This window comes from Pseudalgibacter alginicilyticus (genome assembly GCF_001310225.1).
Lineage (GTDB): Bacteria > Bacteroidota > Bacteroidia > Flavobacteriales > Flavobacteriaceae > Pseudalgibacter > Pseudalgibacter alginicilyticus.
On record NZ_CP012898.1, the window covers coordinates 464,153 to 487,284 of the forward strand.

General features: G+C 31.6%; 21 protein-coding genes. 12 read left to right on the forward strand and 9 right to left on the reverse strand.

The annotated features are described in order from the left end of the window. Window positions 1–27: 27 nt before the first annotated feature. From APS56_RS01830 to APS56_RS01855, 6 genes are all read left to right on the forward strand, one after another. Window positions 28–573 carry a sigma-70 family RNA polymerase sigma factor gene (locus APS56_RS01830; protein WP_054724223.1) on the forward strand — a complete coding sequence of 182 codons (546 nt, stop codon included), beginning with the start codon at window positions 28–30 and terminating at the stop codon, window positions 571–573. A gap of 79 nt (window positions 574–652) precedes the next feature. Next, window positions 653–1,444 (forward strand): arsenite methyltransferase, encoded by a 792-nt coding sequence (gene arsM, locus APS56_RS01835; protein WP_054724227.1) that lies wholly within the window; start codon window positions 653–655, stop codon window positions 1,442–1,444. Between the two features lie 104 nt (window positions 1,445–1,548). Beyond that, window positions 1,549–2,754 (forward strand): MalY/PatB family protein, encoded by a 1,206-nt coding sequence (locus tag APS56_RS01840; RefSeq protein WP_054724229.1) that lies wholly within the window; start codon window positions 1,549–1,551, stop codon window positions 2,752–2,754. A 443-nt stretch (window positions 2,755–3,197) separates the two neighbouring features. Further along, window positions 3,198–4,115 (forward strand): DNA adenine methylase, encoded by a 918-nt coding sequence (locus APS56_RS01845; RefSeq protein ID WP_054724231.1) that lies wholly within the window; start codon window positions 3,198–3,200, stop codon window positions 4,113–4,115. Continuing rightward, entirely contained in the window at window positions 4,099–4,938 is an 840-nt protein-coding gene (locus tag APS56_RS01850; RefSeq protein ID WP_054724233.1) for a type II restriction endonuclease, read from the forward strand. The genes APS56_RS01845 and APS56_RS01850 overlap by 17 nt, the downstream gene beginning before the upstream one ends. Window positions 4,939–4,971: 33 nt before the next feature. After that, complete coding sequence (locus tag APS56_RS01855) at window positions 4,972–5,868, forward strand: DNA-methyltransferase (RefSeq protein WP_054724234.1); 897 nt, start codon at window positions 4,972–4,974, stop codon at window positions 5,866–5,868. On the opposite strand, the gene APS56_RS01860 is transcribed toward APS56_RS01855, so the two are convergent. Next, window positions 5,865–6,134 carry a hypothetical protein gene (locus APS56_RS01860; RefSeq protein ID WP_054724236.1) on the reverse strand — a complete coding sequence of 90 codons (270 nt, stop codon included), beginning with the start codon at window positions 6,132–6,134 and terminating at the stop codon, window positions 5,865–5,867. The two genes, APS56_RS01855 and APS56_RS01860, sit on opposite strands and share 4 nt — an antisense overlap. Window positions 6,135–6,565: 431 nt before the next feature. On the opposite strand from APS56_RS01860, the gene APS56_RS01865 reads away from it, so the two are divergent. The 6 genes from APS56_RS01865 to APS56_RS01890 all read left to right on the forward strand — a co-directional run bounded on the left by APS56_RS01865 (window position 6,566) and on the right by APS56_RS01890 (window position 13,201). Beyond that, entirely contained in the window at window positions 6,566–7,399 is an 834-nt protein-coding gene (locus APS56_RS01865) for an OmpA/MotB family protein (protein ID WP_054724238.1), read from the forward strand. Between the two features lie 231 nt (window positions 7,400–7,630). Continuing rightward, entirely contained in the window at window positions 7,631–8,248 is a 618-nt protein-coding gene (locus APS56_RS01870) for a YqaA family protein (RefSeq protein WP_054724240.1), read from the forward strand. A gap of 65 nt (window positions 8,249–8,313) precedes the next feature. Further along, complete coding sequence (locus tag APS56_RS01875) at window positions 8,314–8,604, forward strand: DUF3817 domain-containing protein (protein ID WP_054724242.1); 291 nt, start codon at window positions 8,314–8,316, stop codon at window positions 8,602–8,604. After that, window positions 8,604–9,872, forward strand: coding sequence for a mechanosensitive ion channel family protein (locus tag APS56_RS01880; protein WP_054724244.1), 1,269 nt, complete (start codon window positions 8,604–8,606; stop codon window positions 9,870–9,872). Before APS56_RS01875 ends, APS56_RS01880 begins: the two co-directional genes overlap by 1 nt. 145 nt (window positions 9,873–10,017) lie before the next feature. Further along, window positions 10,018–11,883, forward strand: a complete 1,866-nt coding sequence (locus tag APS56_RS01885; protein WP_054724246.1) for a T9SS type A sorting domain-containing protein — start codon at window positions 10,018–10,020, stop codon at window positions 11,881–11,883. Between the two features lie 289 nt (window positions 11,884–12,172). Next, entirely contained in the window at window positions 12,173–13,201 is a 1,029-nt protein-coding gene (locus APS56_RS01890) for a T9SS type A sorting domain-containing protein (RefSeq protein ID WP_054724248.1), read from the forward strand. Between the two features lie 90 nt (window positions 13,202–13,291). Here APS56_RS01890 and APS56_RS01895 read toward each other — a convergent pair whose 3' ends face one another. The 8 genes from APS56_RS01895 to hisH form a co-directional block, all read right to left on the reverse strand. Further along, window positions 13,292–15,724: a zinc-dependent metalloprotease gene (locus tag APS56_RS01895; protein ID WP_054724250.1), complete on the reverse strand. Its 2,433-nt coding sequence runs from the start codon at window positions 15,722–15,724 to the stop codon at window positions 13,292–13,294. A gap of 192 nt (window positions 15,725–15,916) precedes the next feature. Further along, window positions 15,917–16,975, reverse strand: a complete 1,059-nt coding sequence (leuB, locus tag APS56_RS01900) for a 3-isopropylmalate dehydrogenase (RefSeq protein WP_054724252.1) — start codon at window positions 16,973–16,975, stop codon at window positions 15,917–15,919. A 119-nt stretch (window positions 16,976–17,094) separates the two neighbouring features. Then, window positions 17,095–18,615: an alpha-isopropylmalate synthase regulatory domain-containing protein gene (locus tag APS56_RS01905; protein ID WP_054724254.1), complete on the reverse strand. Its 1,521-nt coding sequence runs from the start codon at window positions 18,613–18,615 to the stop codon at window positions 17,095–17,097. Window positions 18,616–18,772: 157 nt separating this feature from the next. After that, window positions 18,773–20,182, reverse strand: a complete 1,410-nt coding sequence (locus APS56_RS01910) for a right-handed parallel beta-helix repeat-containing protein (protein WP_054724256.1) — start codon at window positions 20,180–20,182, stop codon at window positions 18,773–18,775. 49 nt (window positions 20,183–20,231) lie between these two features. After that, the gene (gene hisIE / locus APS56_RS01915; protein WP_054724258.1) at window positions 20,232–20,825 is read right to left on the reverse strand and encodes a bifunctional phosphoribosyl-AMP cyclohydrolase/phosphoribosyl-ATP diphosphatase HisIE; all 594 of its coding nucleotides are present in this window, start codon (window positions 20,823–20,825) and stop codon (window positions 20,232–20,234) included. Between the two features lie 42 nt (window positions 20,826–20,867). After that, window positions 20,868–21,623 carry an imidazole glycerol phosphate synthase subunit HisF gene (gene hisF / locus APS56_RS01920; protein WP_054724260.1) on the reverse strand — a complete coding sequence of 252 codons (756 nt, stop codon included), beginning with the start codon at window positions 21,621–21,623 and terminating at the stop codon, window positions 20,868–20,870. 91 nt (window positions 21,624–21,714) lie between these two features. Next, window positions 21,715–22,449, reverse strand: a complete 735-nt coding sequence (hisA, locus tag APS56_RS01925; protein WP_054724262.1) for a 1-(5-phosphoribosyl)-5-[(5-phosphoribosylamino)methylideneamino]imidazole-4-carboxamide isomerase — start codon at window positions 22,447–22,449, stop codon at window positions 21,715–21,717. Window positions 22,450–22,515: 66 nt separating this feature from the next. Beyond that, entirely contained in the window at window positions 22,516–23,097 is a 582-nt protein-coding gene (hisH, locus tag APS56_RS01930) for an imidazole glycerol phosphate synthase subunit HisH (RefSeq protein ID WP_054724264.1), read from the reverse strand. Between the last annotated feature and the right edge of the window lie 35 nt (window positions 23,098–23,132).

The following is a 23,132-nucleotide window of genomic DNA, read 5'->3' on the forward strand; positions in this document are numbered from 1 at the left end:
ATAAATCTTTGATTTATTTTTGTTGTTATGAATACTGAAATTATACACGTTTGGAATGATATGAATGACCGATTGGCAAATTTTGTTAATAGCAAGGTTAAAGACCCTGATCTTACCAAAGATATTGTTCAAGACGTTTTTTTAAAAGCATTTACAAAGTTTGACACGCTAAAGAATAAAGAAAAATTAGTGTCTTGGATTTATCAGATTACACGTAATGAAATAGTTTCTCACTTCAGAAAATTAAAGTTTGATATCTCTACAGAGGATATTGAATCTGTTGAATATTCAAATGATTCACTCACTTCTGAATTAGCACATTGTATTAGTCCGTTTATAAATTCACTTCCTGAAAAATATAAACAAGCCATTATTATGGCAGATATTGAAAATGTTCCTCAAAAAGAAATAGCAAAACGCTTAAATATTTCGTATTCAGGTGCTAAATCAAGAGTACAACGCGGCAGAGAATTACTAAAATCTTCCTACAACCAATGTTGTGCTATATCTACAGATATTTATGGGAATGTTATGGATTATACAGCTAAAAACCGTAAGCTATCTTGTGAGTAATAATTTTTTTTGCGTCTTTTTTTTAGGCTGGCGTCTATAGAGTGAAAATTAAATTAAAAACACTTTAAATAAATAAATTATGTCAAAAAAAATTATTGATCATGTTAAAGAAGCGTATACTAAAGTTGTTAATTCTGGAGCCGGTTGTGGTTGTGGTCCAACAGGTTCTGGTTTGTCAACCCAAGATTGGTCACTAAACGAAAGCTATTCTCAAGTAGCGGGTTATGAGGCTGATGCAGATTATGCATTAGGTTGTGGGATTCCAACAAACGATGCTAAAATAAAGGAAGGTGATACGGTTTTAGATTTAGGTTCTGGTGCAGGAAATGACGTTTTTGTTGCGCGCCAAATTGTTGGTGAATCAGGACATGTCATTGGAGTGGATATGACGCAAGCTATGATTGATAAAGCTAATGAAAATAAACAAAAATTAGGGTATACCAATGTAGATTTTGTTTTAGGTGAAATTGAAAACCTTCCATTAAAGGATAATTGTATTGATGTTTCAGTGAGCAATTGTGTCTTAAACTTGGTTCCAGATAAAAAGAAAGCCTATGAAGAAGTTTATCGAGTATTAAAACCAGGAGGACACTTTAACATGTCGGATATTGTATTAAGAGGCATTTTACCAAAAGGTATTATGGAAGCTGCCGAAATGTATGCAGGTTGTATTTCGGGAGCATTACAACAAGAAGACTATATACAAGCAATAAAAGATGCAGGCTTTAAAAATATTACTATTACTAAAGAACGCATTATTAATATACCAGATGATGTGTTAATGAGTTACGTATGCTGTCCTGAAGAATTAGAAGCATTCAAAGCAAGTGATAATAATATTGTTAGTCTTGGCGTGTATGCTGAAAAATAACCCTTTTTTTAATAGCTAATTAACGCTAATTTAGCCTTTCATTTTTGTAAGGCTATTTTTTTGCGTCTTTGTTTAATAAAACGTCTGTAAATAAATATAATAGAATGACTCAATTTGATAAAATACACACCGTAGAGCAGAATTTTTCAAAAAGTAATCCTAAGCATTTAAAGAGCATGTTTGGAGCAACAGATTTAATGCCATTATGGGTAGCAGATATGGATTTTGAAATAGCAAAGCCTATTCAAGAAGCCTTACAAAAATTGGTCATTAGAAATATGTATGCTTATGAGTTTAATACAGATGAGGTTTTTAAAGCTATATCTGATTGGAATTTAAAACGCCATAAATTACACTTACATCCAAAATTGTTTGTTCAGGTTCCAAGTGTACTTACTGGTATAGGTGTGTTGATAAGAGAACTCTCTGAAAAAGGTGATGGTATATTAGTGCAAACACCTGTATATCATCAGTTTTTTAAGGTTATAGAATCTGCTGAACGAAAAGTGATTCACAATAAACTAAAAATGGTTAATGGTCTGTATTTCATGGATTTTGAAGATATAGAGCGCAAGTTTAAAACCCTAAATATTAAAGCTGTTTTACTTTGTAATCCACACAATCCTGTTGGTCGTGTTTGGTCTAAAGACGAATTGCAAACGCTAATAGACCTTGCCAATAAATACAACATTACTGTCATTAGCGATGAAATTCATTCAGAAATTGTCTATTCAAACTCACAGTTTATTAGCATGGCTTCATTAAATAAAAGTGAAAATCATATTACAATTTTAGGTTCACCAGCAAAAACCTTTGGTATGCAGAGTATTGCAAATGGGTATTTATATATTGCTGATAGTGAGATACTTAATCGAGTTAAGCACACTGTCGAATCGTTATATTTAGGTCACGGAAGTATTTATTCTGCTAATGCAACAATAGCGGCATATACAAAAGGGGAGGAGTGGTTGGATGCGTTGCTGGTATATCTTGAAAAGTCAATGCAGTGGATTGAAAATTTTATTCAAAATGAATTACCTGAAGTTGTATTTTACAAACCAGAAGGAACTTATCAAGTTTGGTTAGATTTTACTAAACTTAATCTATCGGATGCCGCTTTAAAACATTTGGTTGTGATGCAAGCAAAATTAGCTTTAGCACCCGGTGATTGGTTTGAAAGTACACACACACAGTTTATGCGTATGAATATAGCTTCTCCATTATCTAAAATTCAGCAAGCGTTTTATCAATTAAAAAAAGCAATAGAGGCTGGTGTTGATTCTACTTTTATTGAAGAAGAAATCAAATAGTGATTGCTATTCTTGTTAAATCACATTCTTAAGAGAAACCTTTATTAGTTCTAAAAAATGAACTGATTAAGAAGTTCAAAAGTTTAATTTCTATTTTACATAATATTAATAGTTGTAATTAAAAAATGATTGTACAGTATAATGTCAAATATCGCCCAAAAGCGCTATTTCGCTAATTGTTGTAAAATGTACTATAATGTTCTGCGTTATGTAACTTTGCTTTGGTAAAAAGTGAAGTTTAAACGACTACTTTTACTTATTTTTTTCTTCTCAATTTTTTCTCTACAATGTTAATGAAACACGCTTTTTACGAAACGACAATAGGAGAGTAGTGAAATGTGTGTGAAATGGTATTATTTGAAGAGTGTTAAAAACTTTGCTAGCTCTTCAATTCTTATTGAATTTATACTTGTTATATTTGAGAAATCAAAAAACCTGAATAATTGAAAACAGCAAAACCGTTTCTTAAATGGGCTGGTGGAAAAAGCCAACTTATTAATGAAATTGAAAACTCTTTACCACAAGATTTTAAGAAAAAAGAATTTACTTTCATTGAGCCTTTTGTAGGTAGTGGAGCAGTAATGTTTTGGATGCTTAATAAATATCCTAACATAAAAAAAGCTGTTATAAATGATATTAACACAGATCTTACAAATACATATATCACAATTAGAAATAATGTTCGAGAAGTAATTGAACAATTAGATGAATGGCAATCACAATATCATCAGTTTATAAATGATAGTGATGCGAGAAAGGAATATTATTATAAAAAAAGAGCTTTATTTAATACTCGTGAATCAGGTAATGTAGAACAATCTTCTTTATTCATCTTTTTGAACAGAACATGTTTTAATGGCTTATATAGAGTAAATAAATCAAATGGATTTAATGTTCCCATAGGGAGTTATAAAACACCTTTAATCTGTGATGAAGAAAATTTATTAGTAGTAAGTAAGTTATTGGAAAAAGTAGAAATATTAAATGGAGATTTTGAGGATACTATGTTTCATGTAGACAAGGACACTTTCTTTTATTTTGATCCACCATATAAGCCATTAAGTAATACTTCAAGTTTTAATTCATATGCAAAAGATGAGTTCAATGACAATGAACAAATACGTCTGCGAGACTTTTGTGAAAAGCTAAATACAAATGAACATTATTGGATGTTAAGTAATTCAGATGTTAAAGGGAAAAATCCAAACGATAATTTTTTTGATGATTTATACTCAAACTTTAATATTAATAGAGTTCAGGCTCGAAGAAGTATAAATGCAAATCCTGACAAAAGAGGAAAACTTAACGAATTATTGATAACTAATTATACTACAGAAGCTGAATATGCAAAAGCAATTTGATGATTTCTTAAACGAATTAAGCGAAACTAACGCTACTCTTGATTATTATACTGACTTTGATAAGATTATTACAAACGTTAATAAGATTTCATTAAAGTTAAATCAACTTAACTATTTGATAGGTAAAGATGATTTAAAAACTGCAATTAGTGAAGTTTTCAATGAAAACCCAAAAGCTTTTGAAGTTCTAGGAATACTTATAGCTGTAAGGAAAAAGGATAAGAAAAAAACAATTGATTTGAATGGAGATGTAGTTTTAGTTCAATCATATTTTAATGACGCAAATAAAGTTTTTGAATTTATAGAAGAAACGGGATTAGGAGGTGTTTTTAGAAATAAAAATATCACAAATTTAGTTGATTATGTTTTTGGTGTAGAAGTTGGTTTAGACAGCAATGCACGTAAGAATAGAGGTGGAAGTAATATGGAAAAAGCGGTTTCCAAAATATTTCAAAAACATAATATTTTTCATAAAAAAGAAGTTTATTTAACTGATTATCCTGAAATATTAAGTTTAGGAGGTGATTTAAAAAGAGTTGATTTTATAATTAAAACAAGTGTAAAAACATACCTGATAGAAGTAAATTATTATAATGGTGGAGGCTCTAAATTAAACGAGACTGCTAGATCATATTCTGATTTAGCTCCGAAAATAAATCAATATGATAACTTTGAATTTGTATGGATTACTGATGGTCGAGGTTGGTTCAGCGCAAAAAATAAATTACAAGAAGCATTTAATATTATACCAAGTTTATACAACCTTACTTCATTAGACGCATTCATCAAAAAAGTAAAAGAAGAAAACCCAGAAGTTTTCTGATTAATACTTTTATATTTCTTTTTTTTAATATAAATGGCAAAGCTTAAACCATATTATAAGTCTAGAGATAAAAATTTTTATCTGCTACATGGAGATACAAATCAACTTATGCAAAAGTTTGACCATAAGTTTGATATGATATTTGCCGATCCACCATACTTTTTGTCTAATAATGGTTTATCAATACAAAGTGGTGAAATTGTTTCTGTTAATAAGGGTAAATGGGACAAATCTTTAGGAACAGAGTATATAAACAACTTTAACAGAGAATGGTTAACATTAGCTCGTGATAAGATGAAAGATAATGGTACCATTTGGATAAGTGGTACAATGCATAATATTTTTAGTGTAGGTCAAATTTTAACAGAATTAGGCTTCAAAATATTGAACGTGGTTACTTGGCAAAAGTCAAATCCTCCACCTAATTTTTCATGTAGATATTTTACACATTCAACCGAGCAAATTATTTGGGCTAGAAAACTTCCAAAAGTTCCTCATTATTTTAATTATGAATTAATGAAAGAACTTAACGGAAACAAGCAAATGAAAGATGTTTGGAAATTACCAGCTATTGCTCCTTGGGAAAAAAGTTGTACAAAACATCCAACTCAAAAACCTCTATCTGTTTTAACTCGAATTATTTTAGCATCTACACAACCAAATGCATGGATACTAGATCCTTTTGCAGGTAGTAGTACTACAGGAATAGCAGCAAATATGCTAGGTAGAAGGTATCTTGGTATTGATATGGAAACAGAATATTTAGATATAAGTAAAGCAAGAAAAAAAGAAATTTTAAATCCTCAAACTGTTGAACTATATAAATCAAAAATCAGAGGATTTAAAGATAAAAAGCAATTAAGTTTATTTTTAGCTGAAGAGCCAAAAACTGAATATCTACAAGATTTAGATTTAACTATTAAAAGTTAATCTGGACTAGTTCTATAACCTAAATCAAATGCTATTTGCTTATAAAGTTTTGATTGTAATCCTTGACCTGCTCCTTTAACAAAATTACTAGTCGGACTAAAATATAGATCAGAATTTTCTTCTATCGATTCAAATCTTTCTTTTAATGCTAATTTTAGCTCTTCTACAGTTTTATTGTTTTTTGGGTTTATATCTAAATAAATATCATTAATCAATCTAACTAAAGCACCCATTCCCGTTGTTTTAGCCAAAACAAATCTTCGCATTTGTGTTATAAAAGCAATCGAGCGCTTGGTAGCGGCTATTTTACATAACGGCTAATTATAGATACATAAGAAAACAAATGCTTCTGGGATATTTTACATAATAGAGAATTATAGCTACACAATAATAAATACAACTACGAAGCCACAATTAGCTTGTCATAATTACTATCGATATAAGTCTAAAGACATTATATCTGCAATTATGTCAAATATCGCCCAAAAGCGCTATTTCGCTAATTGTTGTGAAATGTACTATAATTTATATTATGTAAAATAGAATTACTAATACCTCACTGGCTTTATGAATATTCATAAAAAATATTATATCTAAATTGTTGTATGTCTGCATAATACATTTTATTTTAAATTATTGTAATCTCTATGGTCTTTTTAATCGTAACTATGGGTAAATAATACATTAAAAAATAATTATGAAGAAATTATCAATTGCATTACTTACAACTATAGTACTTACAGCCTGTGTTTCTAAAAAGAAATACGTAGCGCTTGAACAGGAAAATGGCGAAATAAAAAACGAGCTAACTAAAGTACGTGTAGAAAACGAAGAACTTGAAACTAAGTTTGCTAAAATTCAAGAACGTGTAGATACATACAATTCTAAAATAAATTCATTGAAAAAAGAAAATGATGTGAAATTTGAAACAGTTGGTGATGTTGCTGTAATTTCCAATGAAACAAAAAATAGCATGCGGGAAACTTTAAAACATGTTAATCAAGAAAAATTAGGAAAAGCCACAACCCTTAAAGATTCTATGAATTTAGCAGTATCATATAACTTAAATAAATCATTAGATAACAGCAGCCTTAATGAAGATGAAGATATTGCAATTGATATTGATCAAACCGTAGTTATGATTTCTATTTCAGATAAAATGCTTTTTAATACTGCAAGTTATAAATTGAGTAATAAAGCAAATACTATTTTAGAAAAAATAGCCAGTATTATCAATTCTGAGCCAAGTATTGAAGTTATGGTTGAAGGTCACACAGATTCTAGATCAATAAGCACTCCTAAAATAGCTGATAACTGGGATTTGAGCGTATTGCGTGCCACTTCAGTGGTTAGAAAATTACAAAACACTTATGGTGTAGCACCAGAAAAATTAATAGCTTCTGGAAGAAGTAGCTACTTACCTATTGCTGGAAATGACAGCAGTGAAAATAGAGCTAAAAACAGAAGAACACGTATTGTTATTTTACCTAATATCAACAAGTTTTTTGCACTTATGGCATCAAACGATTAGTAATCCCTCTAATTAATCCATTGATAAGGCTGCTTAAATAAAAAAAGCAGCCTTTTTAATTACTTTAAATAAAAAATTAAATTTTAAAACTGTTAATATCTAATATACAGTTAATTGCGTTTGTTAATTTACAATGAATATTAATTGTTAAATAATCATAAATAAATTAATTGCATTTTCGTTTTAGTACCTTAACTGTTATATTTGTACGCCTTAAATTAGTTAAGAATAATGAAACCTAAAGAAAAATCAAAAGCTGGAAAATCTCGTTTGCATTTATTGCATCAGTATTACAGCTACACGGGATTTTATAAATTTGTTATTCAGGCAGTTATAAAAGCATTGCCTTATATTATTGGTATAATAGGAATTGTTTATATCATCAATCATTTTTTTGATATTAATGGTGCTTTGGTTCACCTAACAGAAATTTTACCTGCTTATGGTGTGCTTAGTTTCTTTTTTGCTTCCGAAACCCTTTTGGGACTTGTGCCACCAGAAATATTTATTGCTTGGGCAGGAAAATTATTAAGTCCCTGGTTTTATTTAAGTGTTTTGGCCGTTTTATCATACGCTGGCGGTATGGTGTCGTATTGGATGGGACGCAGCATTACCAAAATGCCATCCGTTCATAATTACTTAGAGGTTAAAATGGAAAAGCAGCTTAAAAATTCCAAAAAATGGGGCGGTTTTTTAATTATGGTAGGTGCAGTATTACCTCTACCCTTTTCTATTGCTTGTATGGCAGCCGGTATTATTGAATTTCCTTTTAAAAATGTATTGATTTATGGTTCATTACGATTTGTGCGTTTCGCTATCTATGGGCTCATTATCTTTAACGTTCTATAAAAATTTCTTAAAAGGTACTGTTAATCAGTCTTGGTGTTATATTTTTGCACCATAAATAAATTCATATGTTTTCATTTGTAAATATCTTTCGTATTGTCGCACTTTTAGAAGGTGTTTCATATATTTTATTGTTGTTTATTGCCACACCAATTAAATACTTATTAGAGGATCCGCAATATGTTAAAATGTTAGGTATGCCACATGGTATCTTGTTTATAGCTTATGTAGCACTAGCCATTATGCTTAAAAACGATTTTAAATGGACCAATAAACAATTCGGTTGGGTACTTTTAGCAGCCATCATTCCTTTTGGTACATTTTATGTTGACAGGAAATATTTAAAACCTGCTCAATAATGGAAAAAATCAATGAAGTGTCTTCTAAATATTATCATTTTATATACAATCATCTTATTGAAATAGGTTTTTCTGAAACCTTGTCTACCTACCTCAATATGTTTGCATTGTTAGCAGCCTTATTGATTGTTGTATTTGCAGTTGATTATGTTATTCGACGTATTTTAGTTACTACATTTAGCAGATTTGCACTTGCATCAAAATCTAATTTTGATGATTTATTAGTGGCTAATAAAGTCCCTAGAAACATTGCACATATCATTCCTTTTTTAATTGCATTGGAGTTTGTTCCAATTGTTTTAATTGATTTTAGCCATTTAGAAAATTTTGTTGAAAAAAGTCTGCAAGTTTTTGCTATTGTTTTAGCGCTTTGGATTATTAGAAGTTTTTTACATGCTTTAAAAGACTTTTTTAAAACTCTTCCGAGTCTTAAAGACAAACCTATTGATAGTTACATTCAAGTATTTATGATCTTTGCCTGGGGAGCTGGATTTATGTCTGCCATTGCTATTATCACCAATACGCCTTTTATAAAATTTGTAACGGGCTTAGGGGCAATATCAGCTGTTATTATTTTGGTTTTTAAAGATACCATTATGGGTTTTGTTGCCAGTATTCAAGTATCTATCAATGATATGGTGCATATTGGAGATTGGATTACTTTTGAAAAATATGGTGCCGATGGGGATGTTATTGAAATTAATTTGGCAACGGTTAAAGTTCAAAATTTTGATAAAACCATAACTACTATTCCTACTTATGCGCTTATTTCTGATTCGTTTAAGAACTGGAGAGGTATGACAAAATCTGAAGGTCGGCGTATTAAACGTGCTTTAAATATTACTCAAAGTAGTGTTAAGTATTTAACTGATAATGATGTAGATGAATTAAAAAAAATACAATTAATTACAGCGTATTTAGAAACGCGTGAAAAAGATATTCAAACTTTTAATTCAGGAAATAACATTAATAAAGAATTGCTTTTAAATGGAAGAAACCTTACAAACTTGGGGGTGTTTAGAAAGTATATTGATTCGTATTTAAAAAGCCATTCTGCCATTAATAAAGATATGATGATTATGGCTCGACAACTCGCGCCAACAACACAGGGCATTCCTTTAGAAATTTATGCTTTTAGTTCAGATAAGCGTTGGGAAAACTATGAATACATTATGGCCGATGTGTTTGATCATCTTATAGCAGCAGTTCCTTATTTTGGATTGGAAATTTTTGAGTTACCAACTAAGGTTACTTTTAACTCCAATTAATTTAGTATTCCACAAAACGTAAAAATAATAGATTAACGGTGTTTTTTTAGTGTTTAAAAGCGTGTTTTGAAAGAAAAATTTTGAATTAACATGCTAAATGATTTAGTTTTGAGGTAATTGTTTTAACCTACAATACCCAAATATCATGAAAAAATTCTACCTTAACTTTTTAATAATTGCTATATTTATTTTAGCTAGTCAGGTATACGGACAAACTGCAACCTGGACAGGAGCTCTTAATACCAATTGGCATGAAGCTAATAATTGGGATACAAATACCATCCCTTCTATTACTGATGATATTATAATTCCCAATGGTTTAATTAACTACCCTACGGCAGGTTTTTCCGTTACATTTAATAGTTTAACGCTGCAGTCAGGTGCTTCTTTTATACCATCAAGTTCAGTTACAGGTACTGTAACCTATACTGTAGATATTCCAACTTCCGATTGGAATTTAGTAGCTCTTCCTGTTACAGGAGAAACTATTCAAGACATCATTTCAAATCATTTATTAGATACTTTTACTACAAATGTAGGATTGGCATTTTATAGTAATACAATAGGATATCCTTGGATTTACTCTACAAGTATTTCATCTGGTAGTATTGCAAATGGTATTGGGATATCAGTAAAATTAGCAAGCCCAGGCAGTATGTCTTTTACAGGATTGATGACTACTACAGACTTTAATAAAATAATAACTTTAGGGTCTAGAAATAATTACAATTTAATAGGCAATCCATATACAGCTTATGTCAATTCATCGACCTTAATTACAAACAACTCTTCTATATTAGCAGAAGAAACCATTTGGGTATGGAATGGCAGTGTGTTTGAAGCACATAACAATTTGAACCCTATTGCAATAGCACCAGGACAAGCTTTTTTTGTAGAAGCTAAAGCTAATGGAAATTTAGCTTTTTCAATTTCTAATGCTTCGCATCAGACTTCAGTAAGTAATGTAACAGCTAATATTGAATTATTTGTAGAACGTGGAGGTACTAAAACTTCAACAAAAGTTTTTTACTTATCGGGAAAAACAACAGGATTTGATAATGGTTATGATTCTAAAATGTTTAAAGGTGAATTACCTGGTTTAGGTTTTAATTCTAATGATCCTGAGGTTACTTTAGCTGTATTTACTAAAACTGTTGATGGTAGTAATGATGATTTAATCATTCAAGCTTTGCCAGATACAAATATAGAAACTACAGTAATACCTGTTGGTTTAATTGGTGCTAGTGGAGATGAAATTACCTTCTCTGCAGATAGCTTTGATTTAGCTGTAGGTCAAGATGTTTATTTAGAAGACCGCACCAATGGTGTTTTTACAAATTTATCTGAAACGGATTATACCGTAACATTATCAAGTGATGTTAATGGTGGTGGTCAGTTTTTTATCCATACTGGTCTTGTAATAGATGTTACTAGTGTGAATGTTCCAGCTAGTGGCACTTATGTGGCAGGAAACAATTTGGATTTTACTGTTAATTTTGATAAAAATGTAATTGTTACTGGAGCTCCACAGCTCGCAATTACTATTGGCAGTACCATTCATCAAGCTGTTTATTTGAGTGGTACAGGAACGAGTTCGTTGTTGTTTCGTTATGTTATTCAAGCGGGTGATTTAGACACTGATGGGATTACAATAAATTCTTTAGATGTAAATGGAGGAACATTGCAAGATGGCGATAGTAATGATATCGCATTGACATTGAATAATGTAGAGGACACATCAAACGTTTTTGTTAATGCGCCTTTAGCGATTGATAATATTGAAAAACAATCAAAATTTTCAATATATCCAAATCCGGGTTCTGAAAATATATATATAAAGTCAAGTTTTGATGGTGATTTCCAAATTATTAATCAATTAGGTCAAACCGTAAAAACTATAAAAGTAAATGCCAATGTAGTTACTAGTGTTTATGTTGGTAACTTGAGTGCAGGGCTATACTTTGTAAAATCTACTAATACAGCATTACAAAAATTAATAATTAAGAATTAGTTATTACAAGTATTATTTAAATATTTTTAAAATACAAAAGCGTGAATTTTATGCAAATTCACGCTTTTTTTTATTAAAAACAACACCATTATTGCTGTGAGACTATAAAATAAATCTTTACGGTTCAAACTTATAAGTTTTAGTCATGTTCTTAGGTACTGAAAACCGATTAAACGTTAAATAAACCGATTAAACTTATTTTATTACAATATAAATAGTCTTTTTCTTTATTTATAAGATTTAAAAGATTACATTTAAGTAAGTTATTTAATATAAAAATAAAAATGCTATGAAAAAAAATTACTTCTATCTTTTATTAATTGTTTTATTTGTTTTTCCAAAACAAATGAATGCTCAAGTAGTAACAAGTGTTTTAGTTCCTGCTAATAATACGTATGTTGCTGGAGAAAATTTGGATTTCACCATTAAATTTGATGTTCCTATTTTGGTCTCCACAACTTTAGGAACGCCACAATTATCAATCTCAGTTGGAGCCACAACACAACAAGCTATTTATGTGAGTGGTAGTGGAACCACTGATTTATTGTTTAGATATACTGTTCAGGCTGGTGACTTGGATACTGATGGCATTACTGTAGGAACATTATCTACAAACGGAGGTACATTACTAGATGTTGGTTTTGATGTTGCAATACTAACTTTAGTTAATGTTGGATCTACGGTTGATGTTTTGGTGGATGCTGTTTTAGCTACAGTAACAAGTGTATTAGTTCCAGCGGCTGATACCTATACTGCTGGAGAAAACTTAGAATTTACAGTTAGCTTTTCGAAAAACATAACAGTATCAACAGCTGGGGGCATACCTCAATTGTCAATTACAGTTGGAGCCGCAACACAACAAGCTATTTATGTAAGTGGTAGTGGAACGAGTGATTTACTATTTAGATATACTGTTCAGGCTGGAGACTTAGACACTGATGGCATTACTGTAGAAACATTATCTGCAAACGGAGGCACTTTATTAGATGCAGCTTTAAATGCTGTTGCATTAGTTTTAAATAGTGTTGGAGACACTACTGGTGTCATTATTGATACGTCATTAAATACAAATGATGTTGAAAGCAAATCTAATTTTTCAATATATCCAAATCCGGGTTCTGAAAATGTCTATATAAAATCTGGTTTTGATGGTGATTTCCAAATTATTAATCAGTTAGGTCAAATAGTAAAAACTATAAAAGCCCAATCCCATACAGAAGTTAGTATGTATGTGGGCGATTTAAAAGAAGGCTTGTATTTTATAAATGCAGTAAACAACGCCAATGGTTCATTACAAAAATTAGTTATTAAAAAATAGTTGAAATAATTGCTTTAAAACATAAAAAAGCGTGAATCTAAAAATGGATTCACGCTTTTTTATTAATGTTCTATCAAAATAAAAAAGTGATTATTTAGGGTCTAAAATGGTGTTAATGCGTTCTAAACAATCTTTATAGTGATACTTTGTAGACGTGTTTGTTGCACGATACGATGCATTTTTTACAGTGTTTTTTAATACGGATAATTCACCTCTAGCCAATGCTCTTACATCAGAACTTTTAGTCATTAAATACGCCATGCGCTCAATATAGGCACGTTGTAAATTACGACGATAAATATCAACATTTTTTGTGACGTTGGCTTCTATCCAAATACCCTTTCTAACGTCTTGTAATAGTTCTAAAGCCGAATAATTAGCAGTATCAATTGTTTCATGGTCAATTAAACGCAATAGTGTTTCAAAATCTAATAATTTATTTAAAAAACTGTTTTGGTAACTACCTAATCTTGATGTGTAACCAGCATAATCTATTTGAGTTAATAATTCTTTTTTTATCAGCCAATTAGGGGTGCTAAAAGCATTTTTATGTAACCATTGCACTGAAGCCTTTTGTATGGTTTTAGGAACAGCCTGATAGGAAACACCACCTTGATTAGGATTGATTAAATTTTCATGTACACCAGAAACATTTGTCAAAACATGTCCTATATAGCGTCTCCAAACTCCTAATAGCTCTCCATATAACTCTTCTAAATCATCGTAATCATTAGTGACATCACTAGTCCATTCTGGTAAATATTCTGAAACATATTTTAAATTTTTAAGTCCATAATCACTGGCTTTTATCGCGTCATTTCCAATATCTTCTGTTTGTGATTTAGGATTAAAACGGTTTCCTTGTTTTCCGAAAGCGTACCTTGGGTCACCTGCTTTTTCAAGAATCCAAGCATCTAAAGTTGTCAGTTCTTTTTCTGGGGTATCGGCGCTAGGAATAAGTCTGTAGCCCCAGTTAATAGCGTAATCATCATAAGGTCCTAATTGTCTAATAAAACGAATGTTTTCATCACCAGGTTGTGCTATATAATTATAACGCGCATAGTCCATAATGGTAGATGCAATACCGTTTTTTTGTGTAAACGCTCCATTTCTATAGCTTTCAACATCATAAGCTTTACTAGCGCTCATATTATGTGGTAAGCCTAAGGTATGACCAACTTCATGTGCAATAACCATTTTCATCATTTCTCCAATATCCTCTTCTGAAGTATTTAAAGTTCTGGCAGCAGGATTTGCTGCACCAGTTTCTAATAAATAACGGTTTCTGTAAGAGCGCAGGTGATTGTGATACCAGATAATATCACTTTCAATAATTTCACCTGTTCGTGGGTCTGAAACACTTGGCCCAACGGCATTTCGTGTTGTGCTTGCTACATATCTAATTACAGAATATCGAATATCTTCTGGACTAAATTCTGGATCTTCCTCTTTTGAGGGTGGGTCTTTTGCTATAATAGCGTTTTTAAACCCTGCTTTTTCAAAGGGTTTTTGCCAAAGTTCTACACCCGCTTTAATATATTTCCGTAAACTTTCAGGTGTAGCTGGATCTAAATAATATATAATAGGTTTTATGGGCTCAACCAGCTCTCCTCTGGCGTATGCTACAGGGTCTTTAGGTTCTAAACGCCATTTCCTAATGTATGTTTTTGTGTCTGATTTTAATGCCTTACTACTATAATCAATATTATTAAAAGTAAACCAACCCACTCGTTTATCTGCAAAACGCTTTTGCATTGGTTTTTCTGGTAACAAAATCATAGATTGATTCATTTGAATACTAATAGATTCCGTGCTTTTAAAAGATGGTGGAGCAGAAGCATTGTATGTCATATCTTGTATAACTTCTATGTTTTGAGGAAAGCTTTTAACAGTGTTTATGAAACTTCGAGACCCATCTAAATTTTTTACTTTATAATCTGAGCGTAATTTGGAAGACAATCCACTTATAGCTTTAACATCAGTTGTATAGAATTTAGTGACATCAATAACTATAGCTGTAGAATCTTTACTAAAAGCACTGATATCAAAAGCGTGTAATGTTGGTTCGTAATTATTTGATTTAACAGAAATATGAATCGGCAATTCTTCATTAGCCACTGAATTGTATGATTTCTCTTTAATTAATATTTTATTCTGAAAACGCTCCCAAGTGACTAAGCGTGTATTTGTTTTAGTACCTGCATTAATATAACCCCCACCCAAATTAGTTGGAAGTTTAGAAATTCTACTTACCAAAAGCATATCTTTTCCTAAATGTTGGATTGGGATTTCATAAAAAAAAGATTCTCCAATTTGATGTGTTTTAAATAAGCCTTCATCAGTAATAGCATCCTTAGTAATAACTGTGTTGTAAGCTTTTATTTTATCTTCTTTTTTTTTGATTGTTGGCTTTGCTATTTCTGCTTCAACTTTTTGGTTTTTTTTGCGTTTTGACTGTGCATAGTTTGAGGTGCATAATAAACACAACATCAGTGATAATGTTATAAGTATTGATTTTTTCATGAAAAAGGTTTAAAAATAAATAAGTCTTAAAAATACTATTTACACTTTTGTTTCACAATATTTTAAGTGCTATAAATGAATTTATTGTTTTGATGTTTTATAGTTTGAATAAACAATATTATGGAACATAAAAAAAGGCGTACATTCAATTTTTTGAATGCACGCCTTAAAATTATTAGTAAATGGTACTGACTATATATTTGCAGCTAACCAGTCTCCTACTTCTTTAGTACCGTAAGCTTTTCCGCCTTCAGCTAAATCTTCAGTAACAATACCTTCAGCTAATGCTTTATTCACTGCATCTCTAATAGCTTTTCCTTCTTCTGGTAAACTAAAAGCAATCTCAAACATCATAGCTGCTGATAAAACCATTGCCATTGGGTTTGCAATATTTAATCCGGTTGCTTGTGGGTACGACCCGTGTATAGGCTCAAATAAAGCAATATCCGATCCCATAGATGCTGAGGGCATCAGTCCCATAGATCCAGAAATAACAGATGCTTCATCTGTTAATATATCACCAAATAAGTTTTCCGTAATCAATACATCATAAGAGTTTGGCCATTGAACCAAGCGCATTGCTACTGCATCCACCAATTCATAAGAAACTTCAACCTCTGGATAGTCTTTTTCCATAGCCTGAACTGTTTCTCTCCATAATCTTGAGGTTTCTAAAACATTGGCTTTATCTACACAACACAATCTTTTAGAACGTGTCATAGCCAATTCAAACCCTTTTTTTGCTAAACGCTGTACTTCAGCACGTGTATAAACACAATTATCAAAAGCGGTTTCTCCTCCTTCTCTTCTACCCTTCTCCCCAAAATAGATACCTCCAGTTAATTCTCTAAAAAACACTAAATCTGTACCTTCAATACGCTCTCTTTTTAGTGGAGATTTATCCAATAATGAAGGGAATGTAAAAGTTGGTCGTAAATTAGCAAATAAACCTAATTTTTTACGCATTTTAAGTAAACCTTGTTCAGGTCGTACAGGAGCAGAAGGATCATTATCAAACCTTGGCAAACCAATAGCACCAAATAAAACAGCATCTGAAGCTAAACAAACTTCGTGTGTAGAATCTGGGTAAGGTTCTCCTACAGCATCAATTGCTGCGGCACCAGTTAAAGCTGGTTTCCAAGTTATTTCATGTCCAAATTTTTGAGCAACTGCTTCACTTACTTTTTGTGCTTGCTCCATTACTTCAGGTCCAATACCGTCACCTGCTAAAACTGCGATGTTAAATTTCATTTTCTTATTTTTAGTCTTTAATTTATAATATTTTATGTAATTATTATTAAACTCTTTTGAGCCTTCATGGGGTCATTAATTATGAGAACTAAAGCTTTTGTTTATATTTTATTTTGACTTTAATTAATAATAATATTCAGCATTTTTTCAGTGGCTTTTATCGCTGAAACTGTTTGATCAGAATCCAATCCACGTGTTTTAAATTGTTTTTCGCCGTTTTTCCAAGTAATAATTGTTTCACACAAGGCATCTGAACGACTACCAGGCGGAATTCTAACGGCATAATCTATCAAATCAGGTAATATCATTTTTTTACTTTTAAATACATTTCTAATAGCATTCATAAAAGCATCAAACTGACCATCACCTTGACAGTTTTCCTCAAAAGTTTCATCGTTAATAGTAATAGAAACAGAAGTGGTTGGTTTTAGTCCCTTAGCATGTGTTAACACGTAAGAATTAACTTTTACCTTTTCATCATAGGTATAATCTAATACATCTGAAATAATATAAGGTAAATCTTCTTTAGATAATACCTGTTTTTTATCTCCTAACTCAATGATGCGTTTGGTAACCTTTTTTAAATCCTCATCATCAAGTTGAAGTCCTAATTCTTGTAAATTTTTTTGAATATTAGCTTTCCCTGATGCTTTACCTAAGGCATATTTACGGGTTCTTCCAAAACGTTCAGGTAAAAGATTACTGAAATATAGATTTTTTTTATTGTCGCCATCAGCATGAATTCCTGCCGTTTGTGTAAATACATTGGCTCCAATAATGGGTTTATTTGCGGGAATCATTACGCCTGAAAAATTTTCAACCAATTTGCTAACTGTATACAAAACCTTTTCATTGACACCTATTTCAATTTCAGGCATAAAATCATTAATTACTGCCACAGTACTTGCCATTGGTGCATTTCCAGCACGCTCACCCATACCATTCACAGTTAAGTGTAAACCATCTGCTCCAGCTTTTACACCTGCAATTACATTAGCCACCCCTAAATCATAATCATTGTGAGCATGAAAATCAAAATGCAGGTTAGGATATTTATCTTTGATTTCTTTTAAAAAATTATAAGATTCTTCAGGTGTTAAAACACCTAAAGTGTCAGGAAGCATAATGCGCTTAATATTTTGTGTTTTCAAAAACTCTAAAAACTCAAAAACATAAGCTTTAGAATTGCGCATTCCATTGCTCCAATCTTCTAAATAGATATTGGTTTCAATGTCATTCTTTTTCGCTAATAAAATAGCTTCCGATATTTCTTTAAAGTGCTGATTAGATGTTTTTTTTAACTGGTAAGTTAAATGATTTAATGAGCCTTTGGTTAGTAAGTTTTGAACTTTGGCACCTGCCTTTAACATCCAATCGATAGATACGCCTTTATCAACAAAAGTTAGCACTTCTACTTTATCTAAATAGTTGTTTTCTAAAGCCCAATTTGTAACATCTTTAACTGCTTGAAATTCTCCTTCAGAAACTCTGGCAGAAGCAATTTCTATGCGATCTACTTTAAGTTCTTCTAATAAAAGTTTAGCTATTGTTAGTTTTTCAGAAGCTGAAAACGACACACCTGAGGTTTGTTCACCATCACGCAATGTCGTATCCATGATCTCTATTTTCTTTTTACTCATAATCGAAACTTATTTTTAGGCTATTTTTTTAATCAAAACCCAAAAAACACAGAACGCAAAGATAAAAAAAGCGTTTCACAATTTAGTGAAACGCTTTTATAAATATTCATATTTGATAAAGACAAACCTGCCTTTTATACTTTTTATATTGCTACACTTAGTTTATCCAACAGCCATTCCATGAAGTATTGGGCTGTAATGGAATATTAAAGGCTTCACCGTTATAAGTATTTCCTGAAGCCGTTCCACTTACTTCTAAAAAGCGATAAGCCCAACATGTATTTTCATGGGTAACATGATTGTTTTTTAATGTTAGATTTGTCATTTCTTTAAATGCCAAATGTCCATTAGCCATGATGTTATCTCTAATTTCTAAATCTGCTCCTTTGTACATATACATACCACAATTGTTTAATGTGTTTCCATATATATAGGTAGTTGCGGGATTTGTTTTATCGTTAGCGTTGGAATACATAATGATGCCATTCCAGTTGTTAACAGAAACAGTGCGCATGGTTATGCTATTGTTTCTTATCGTCCAATCTGCATTTTTCCAGTAAACAATCGGACCGTCAATGTATTCGCTATCTTCACCTTGAGTTAAAATATTATTTTCGAATAGAATATTTTTACCATCAGTATTTACAATATCTCCACCTCTGTTATGATGAAAGTAATTATTTTTAATGGTTATATTTTGGTTTAAGCGTCCTGCACCTTCTAGATCAATTCCAAATTGAGGTGACACTCCTTCAGTATGATGAATTTCATTATCTTCAATCAGTACCTCAGAGCTGCCAACTAATGAAATTCCTTGCCTTCTATTGTCCGAAAAGTTATTGCGTCTAATCGTGATATTTTTAAGTTTTTGTTCACTTTCTGTTTTAGGACTACCAACCATTAAAATACCATCGCCGTTAGCTTTTCCTAAAATCACATTTTCTACTGTTACAAATTGACTTTCACCTTCTATACAGATTAAATGACCTTCATCGTGAGAGGTTGAACCGTCACTCTCTCGAGGTGTATTTTCATGATTATCTCTATCTCCAAGAATGGTACCCCCAGAAATAACAACATGAGATTGCCCACGTACCGCTATAGCACAATAGTTCCATTTATTATTTGGAGCCATCTCTATAATAGCATTTTCATCTAGCAACAAAGCCATATTGCTTTTAAGAACAAGGCCTCCTTGATATATATCATTTCCATATTTACCAATTAAATAATGTCCTTCGGGAAGACAAATTTGTCCATAGCCCTCTGAAACAGCCCAATCTATAGCGAGTTGAAGATTATCTGTTGTTTTAACGGGATTTGAATTGTTATTAGGAATATCCCACCTCTCTAATTCTATGCAATATTTTGAAGTAGGAATCTCACTGTAAGGCATCCTATCTATAGCTTGCATTGCTCCAGAAAAAGGATTCGGATTATTAGAATCGGTAGCACTTAAAGGTGTCTTGACATAAATGTCTGAATCATCAGAATCTTCTAAACATGAAAAAACAAAAAAAACAGCACTACATAGTACTGTCAATTTTTTTATAGCGTAGATTGTCATAATTGCGTAGATTATATAAAACAATTTACGATGAAAACTAAAAAAAAGATTACTTATGTCTTCCTTTTAATTCTTTTTCAATATCCTTTAAAGTAAAACCTTTGGCTTGTAATAGCATTAAATAATGAAATAGCAAATCTGCTGATTCATACAAAAATAATTCATCGTTGTTGTCCATGGCTTCGATAACCGTCTCAACAGCCTCCTCGCCTACTTTTTGAGCTACTTTATTTATGCCTTTTGAAAAGAGACTCGCCACATATGATTTGCTAGTGTCTTTATTGGCAACACGTTCTGAAATTACATTTTCTAACGTTGAAAAGAACCCATAATTTGAGTTGTTTTCTTCACCCCAACAGTTGTCCGTTCCTTTATGGCAAGTTGGTCCTACTGGATTTACTTGAATCAATAAGCTATCATTATCACAATCATTTTTTATATCAACAAGATTCAAAAAATTACCGCTTTCTTCTCCTTTAGTCCATAATCGCTGTTTGCTTCTGCTAAAAAAGGTAACCTTTTTTGTTTCCAGTGTTTTGTTGTAAGCGGCTTCATTCATATAACCGAGCATCAAAACATTTTTGGTAATGGCATCTTGAATGATTGCAGGAACCAATCCGTTTGTATCGTATTTAATAGTCATAATTTATTTTTATATGATGCTGAAAACAGTTCAGCAAAACGACTAAAGTCGTATTTCGATGTTATTGTTTTTTAATTCTTGTTTCAGTTTCGGAATAGGAATTTCTCCAAAATGAAATACACTAGCAGCCAACGCAGCATCTGCTTTTCCTTCTTTAAAGGTATTTACAAAATGTTGAACATTTCCGGCGCCTCCTGACGCTATAATTGGAATATTAATCAGTTTTGATAATTTAGCTAAGGCATTGTTAGCAAAACCGTTTTTTGTACCATCGTGGTCCATAGATGTAAATAAAATTTCACCAGCACCTCGTTCTTCAACTTCTTTAGCCCATTCAAATAAATCGATGTCTGTAGGAATACTTCCGCCAGCTAAATGTACTTTCCATTGGCCATCAATTTGTTTGGCATCAATAGCCACAACAATACATTGGCTTCCAAATTTTTCAGATAACTCATTTATCAATTCGGGTCGTTTTACAGCAGAAGAATTAATGGACACCTTATCAGCACCACATTTTAAAAGGGCATCCACATCTTCTATGGATGAAATACCACCTCCCACTGTAAAAGGAATATTAACCTGTTCTGCCACATGCAACACCATATCTAACATGGTTGCTCTTCCTTCAAGTGTGGCTGATATGTCTAAAAACACCAACTCATCTGCTCCAATATCAGCATATTGCTTTGCTAATTCCACGGGGTCTCCTGCATCTCTTAAGTCTACAAAATTAACACCTTTTACGGTACGTCCATTTTTTACATCTAAACAAGGAATGATTCGTTTTGTTAACATTTAAAAATCTTTTTTTTCATTTCCGCAATGGCAGAAATTTTAACGTCTTTTAATTAATTCTCCACCTTCGTGGAAATAGAAAATAAGTTATCTACACAAATTTCTCTAATTGCTTTAAGGTGATTCTATCTTCATAAATAGCTTTTCCTATGATTACTCCTTCACAGCCTATGTCCTTTAGGACTGGCAATTCATCAATACAAGAAATACCTCCTGAAGCAATTAATTTTATGGATTGGTCGCTACTGCTGTTACTACATTCTGCAATAATTTTTTTATATAAATCTACCGATGGTCCTTCAAGCATGCCATCTTTAGAAATATCAGTACAAATAACATACCTGATACTTTTCTTTTGATAGGCTTTTATAAAAGGAATAACATCTTCTTTACTTTTTTCCATCCAACCGCTAATAGATACTTTTCCGGCATCACTATCGGCTCCTAATATAATTTTAGAAGCACCATATTTTGCAATCCATCCTTCAAATGTTTTTTGGTCTTTAACAGCAATACTACCACCCGTAATTTGTTTGGCTCCTGAATTGAAAGCAATGTGTAAATCTTCGTCCGCCTTTAAACCACCTCCAAAATCAATTTTTAAATTGGTTTTAGATGAAATTTGTTCCAACACTTTATAGTTGACAATATGCTGAGCTTTGGCGCCATCCAAATCCACTAAATGTAAATATTCAATACCAGAATCTTCAAAAGCTTTAGCGACTTCTAAAGGACTTTCATTATATATCTTTTTGGTTCCGTAATCGCCTTTTGTTAAACGAACACATTTTCCTTCTATAATATCTATGGCTGGTATGATTCTCATTATTTTGGTTGTTTGTCTTTATTTTTTACTTTTTTTGAAATTCTGAAATAAATTCAAAATAACAATTTAAAGGGCTAAAAAGTTCTCTAATATTTTTGCTCCTGCTAAACTACTCTTTTCTGGGTGAAATTGTACTCCATAAAAATTATCATGTTGCAAAGCTGAAGCATAATTAATTCCATAATCTGTTTTAGCTATGGTTTGGTGGCAGTGCTCAGCATAATAACTATGCACTAAATACATATACTCGTTTTCTTTGATGCCTTTAAATAAATCGGATTTTAGGTCTTTAATAACGTTCCATCCCATTTGTGGTACTTTCACATCATTTTCAAATCGCTTTACCTTGGTGTTAAAAATACCAAGCCCTTTTGTATTGCCTTCTTCGGTATACTCGCAAAGTAATTGCATGCCCAAACAGATTCCTAAAACAGGTTGTTTAAGTTTTGGAATCAATTCATCCAGTCCGCTTTCCTTTAGCATTTTCATGGCTGTACTTGCTTCTCCTACCCCTGGAAATATTACTTTATCGGCAGCTAAAATTTCTTCAGGATTATTTGATAAAATGGCATCTATTCCCATTCGTTTAAAAGCAAATTGAATGCTTTTAATGTTTCCAGCTCCGTAATTTATAATGACTAATTTCATTTTTTTTCAGCTTTTAGCTATTGGCATTTAGCTAT

Excerpts from the sequence above, each read along its gene's own strand:
- APS56_RS01865 (WP_054724238.1), top strand. The coding sequence starts at position 6,566 with ATGAAGAAATTATCAATTGCATTACTTACAACTATAGTACTTACAGCC.
- APS56_RS01875 (WP_054724242.1), top strand. The coding sequence starts at position 8,314 with ATGTTTTCATTTGTAAATATCTTTCGTATTGTCGCACTTTTAGAAGGT.
- APS56_RS01840 (WP_054724229.1), top strand. The coding sequence starts at position 1,549 with ATGACTCAATTTGATAAAATACACACCGTAGAGCAGAATTTTTCAAAA.
- APS56_RS01895 (WP_054724250.1), bottom strand. The coding sequence starts at position 15,724 with ATGAAAAAATCAATACTTATAACATTATCACTGATGTTGTGTTTATTA.
- APS56_RS01830 (WP_054724223.1), top strand. The coding sequence starts at position 28 with ATGAATACTGAAATTATACACGTTTGGAATGATATGAATGACCGATTG.
- APS56_RS01850 (WP_054724233.1), top strand. The coding sequence starts at position 4,099 with ATGCAAAAGCAATTTGATGATTTCTTAAACGAATTAAGCGAAACTAAC.
- APS56_RS01905 (WP_054724254.1), bottom strand. The coding sequence starts at position 18,615 with ATGAGTAAAAAGAAAATAGAGATCATGGATACGACATTGCGTGATGGT.
- APS56_RS01890 (WP_054724248.1), top strand. The coding sequence starts at position 12,173 with ATGAAAAAAAATTACTTCTATCTTTTATTAATTGTTTTATTTGTTTTT.
- hisA (WP_054724262.1), bottom strand. The coding sequence starts at position 22,449 with ATGAGAATCATACCAGCCATAGATATTATAGAAGGAAAATGTGTTCGT.
- leuB (WP_054724252.1), bottom strand. The coding sequence starts at position 16,975 with ATGAAATTTAACATCGCAGTTTTAGCAGGTGACGGTATTGGACCTGAA.
- arsM (WP_054724227.1), top strand. The coding sequence starts at position 653 with ATGTCAAAAAAAATTATTGATCATGTTAAAGAAGCGTATACTAAAGTT.
- APS56_RS01870 (WP_054724240.1), top strand. The coding sequence starts at position 7,631 with ATGAAACCTAAAGAAAAATCAAAAGCTGGAAAATCTCGTTTGCATTTA.
- hisIE (WP_054724258.1), bottom strand. The coding sequence starts at position 20,825 with ATGACTATTAAATACGATACAAACGGATTGGTTCCTGCAATCATTCAA.
- APS56_RS01910 (WP_054724256.1), bottom strand. The coding sequence starts at position 20,182 with ATGACAATCTACGCTATAAAAAAATTGACAGTACTATGTAGTGCTGTT.
- APS56_RS01860 (WP_054724236.1), bottom strand. The coding sequence starts at position 6,134 with ATGCGAAGATTTGTTTTGGCTAAAACAACGGGAATGGGTGCTTTAGTT.
- APS56_RS01885 (WP_054724246.1), top strand. The coding sequence starts at position 10,018 with ATGAAAAAATTCTACCTTAACTTTTTAATAATTGCTATATTTATTTTA.
- APS56_RS01880 (WP_054724244.1), top strand. The coding sequence starts at position 8,604 with ATGGAAAAAATCAATGAAGTGTCTTCTAAATATTATCATTTTATATAC.
- hisH (WP_054724264.1), bottom strand. The coding sequence starts at position 23,097 with ATGAAATTAGTCATTATAAATTACGGAGCTGGAAACATTAAAAGCATT.
- hisF (WP_054724260.1), bottom strand. The coding sequence starts at position 21,623 with ATGTTAACAAAACGAATCATTCCTTGTTTAGATGTAAAAAATGGACGT.
- APS56_RS01855 (WP_054724234.1), top strand. The coding sequence starts at position 4,972 with ATGGCAAAGCTTAAACCATATTATAAGTCTAGAGATAAAAATTTTTAT.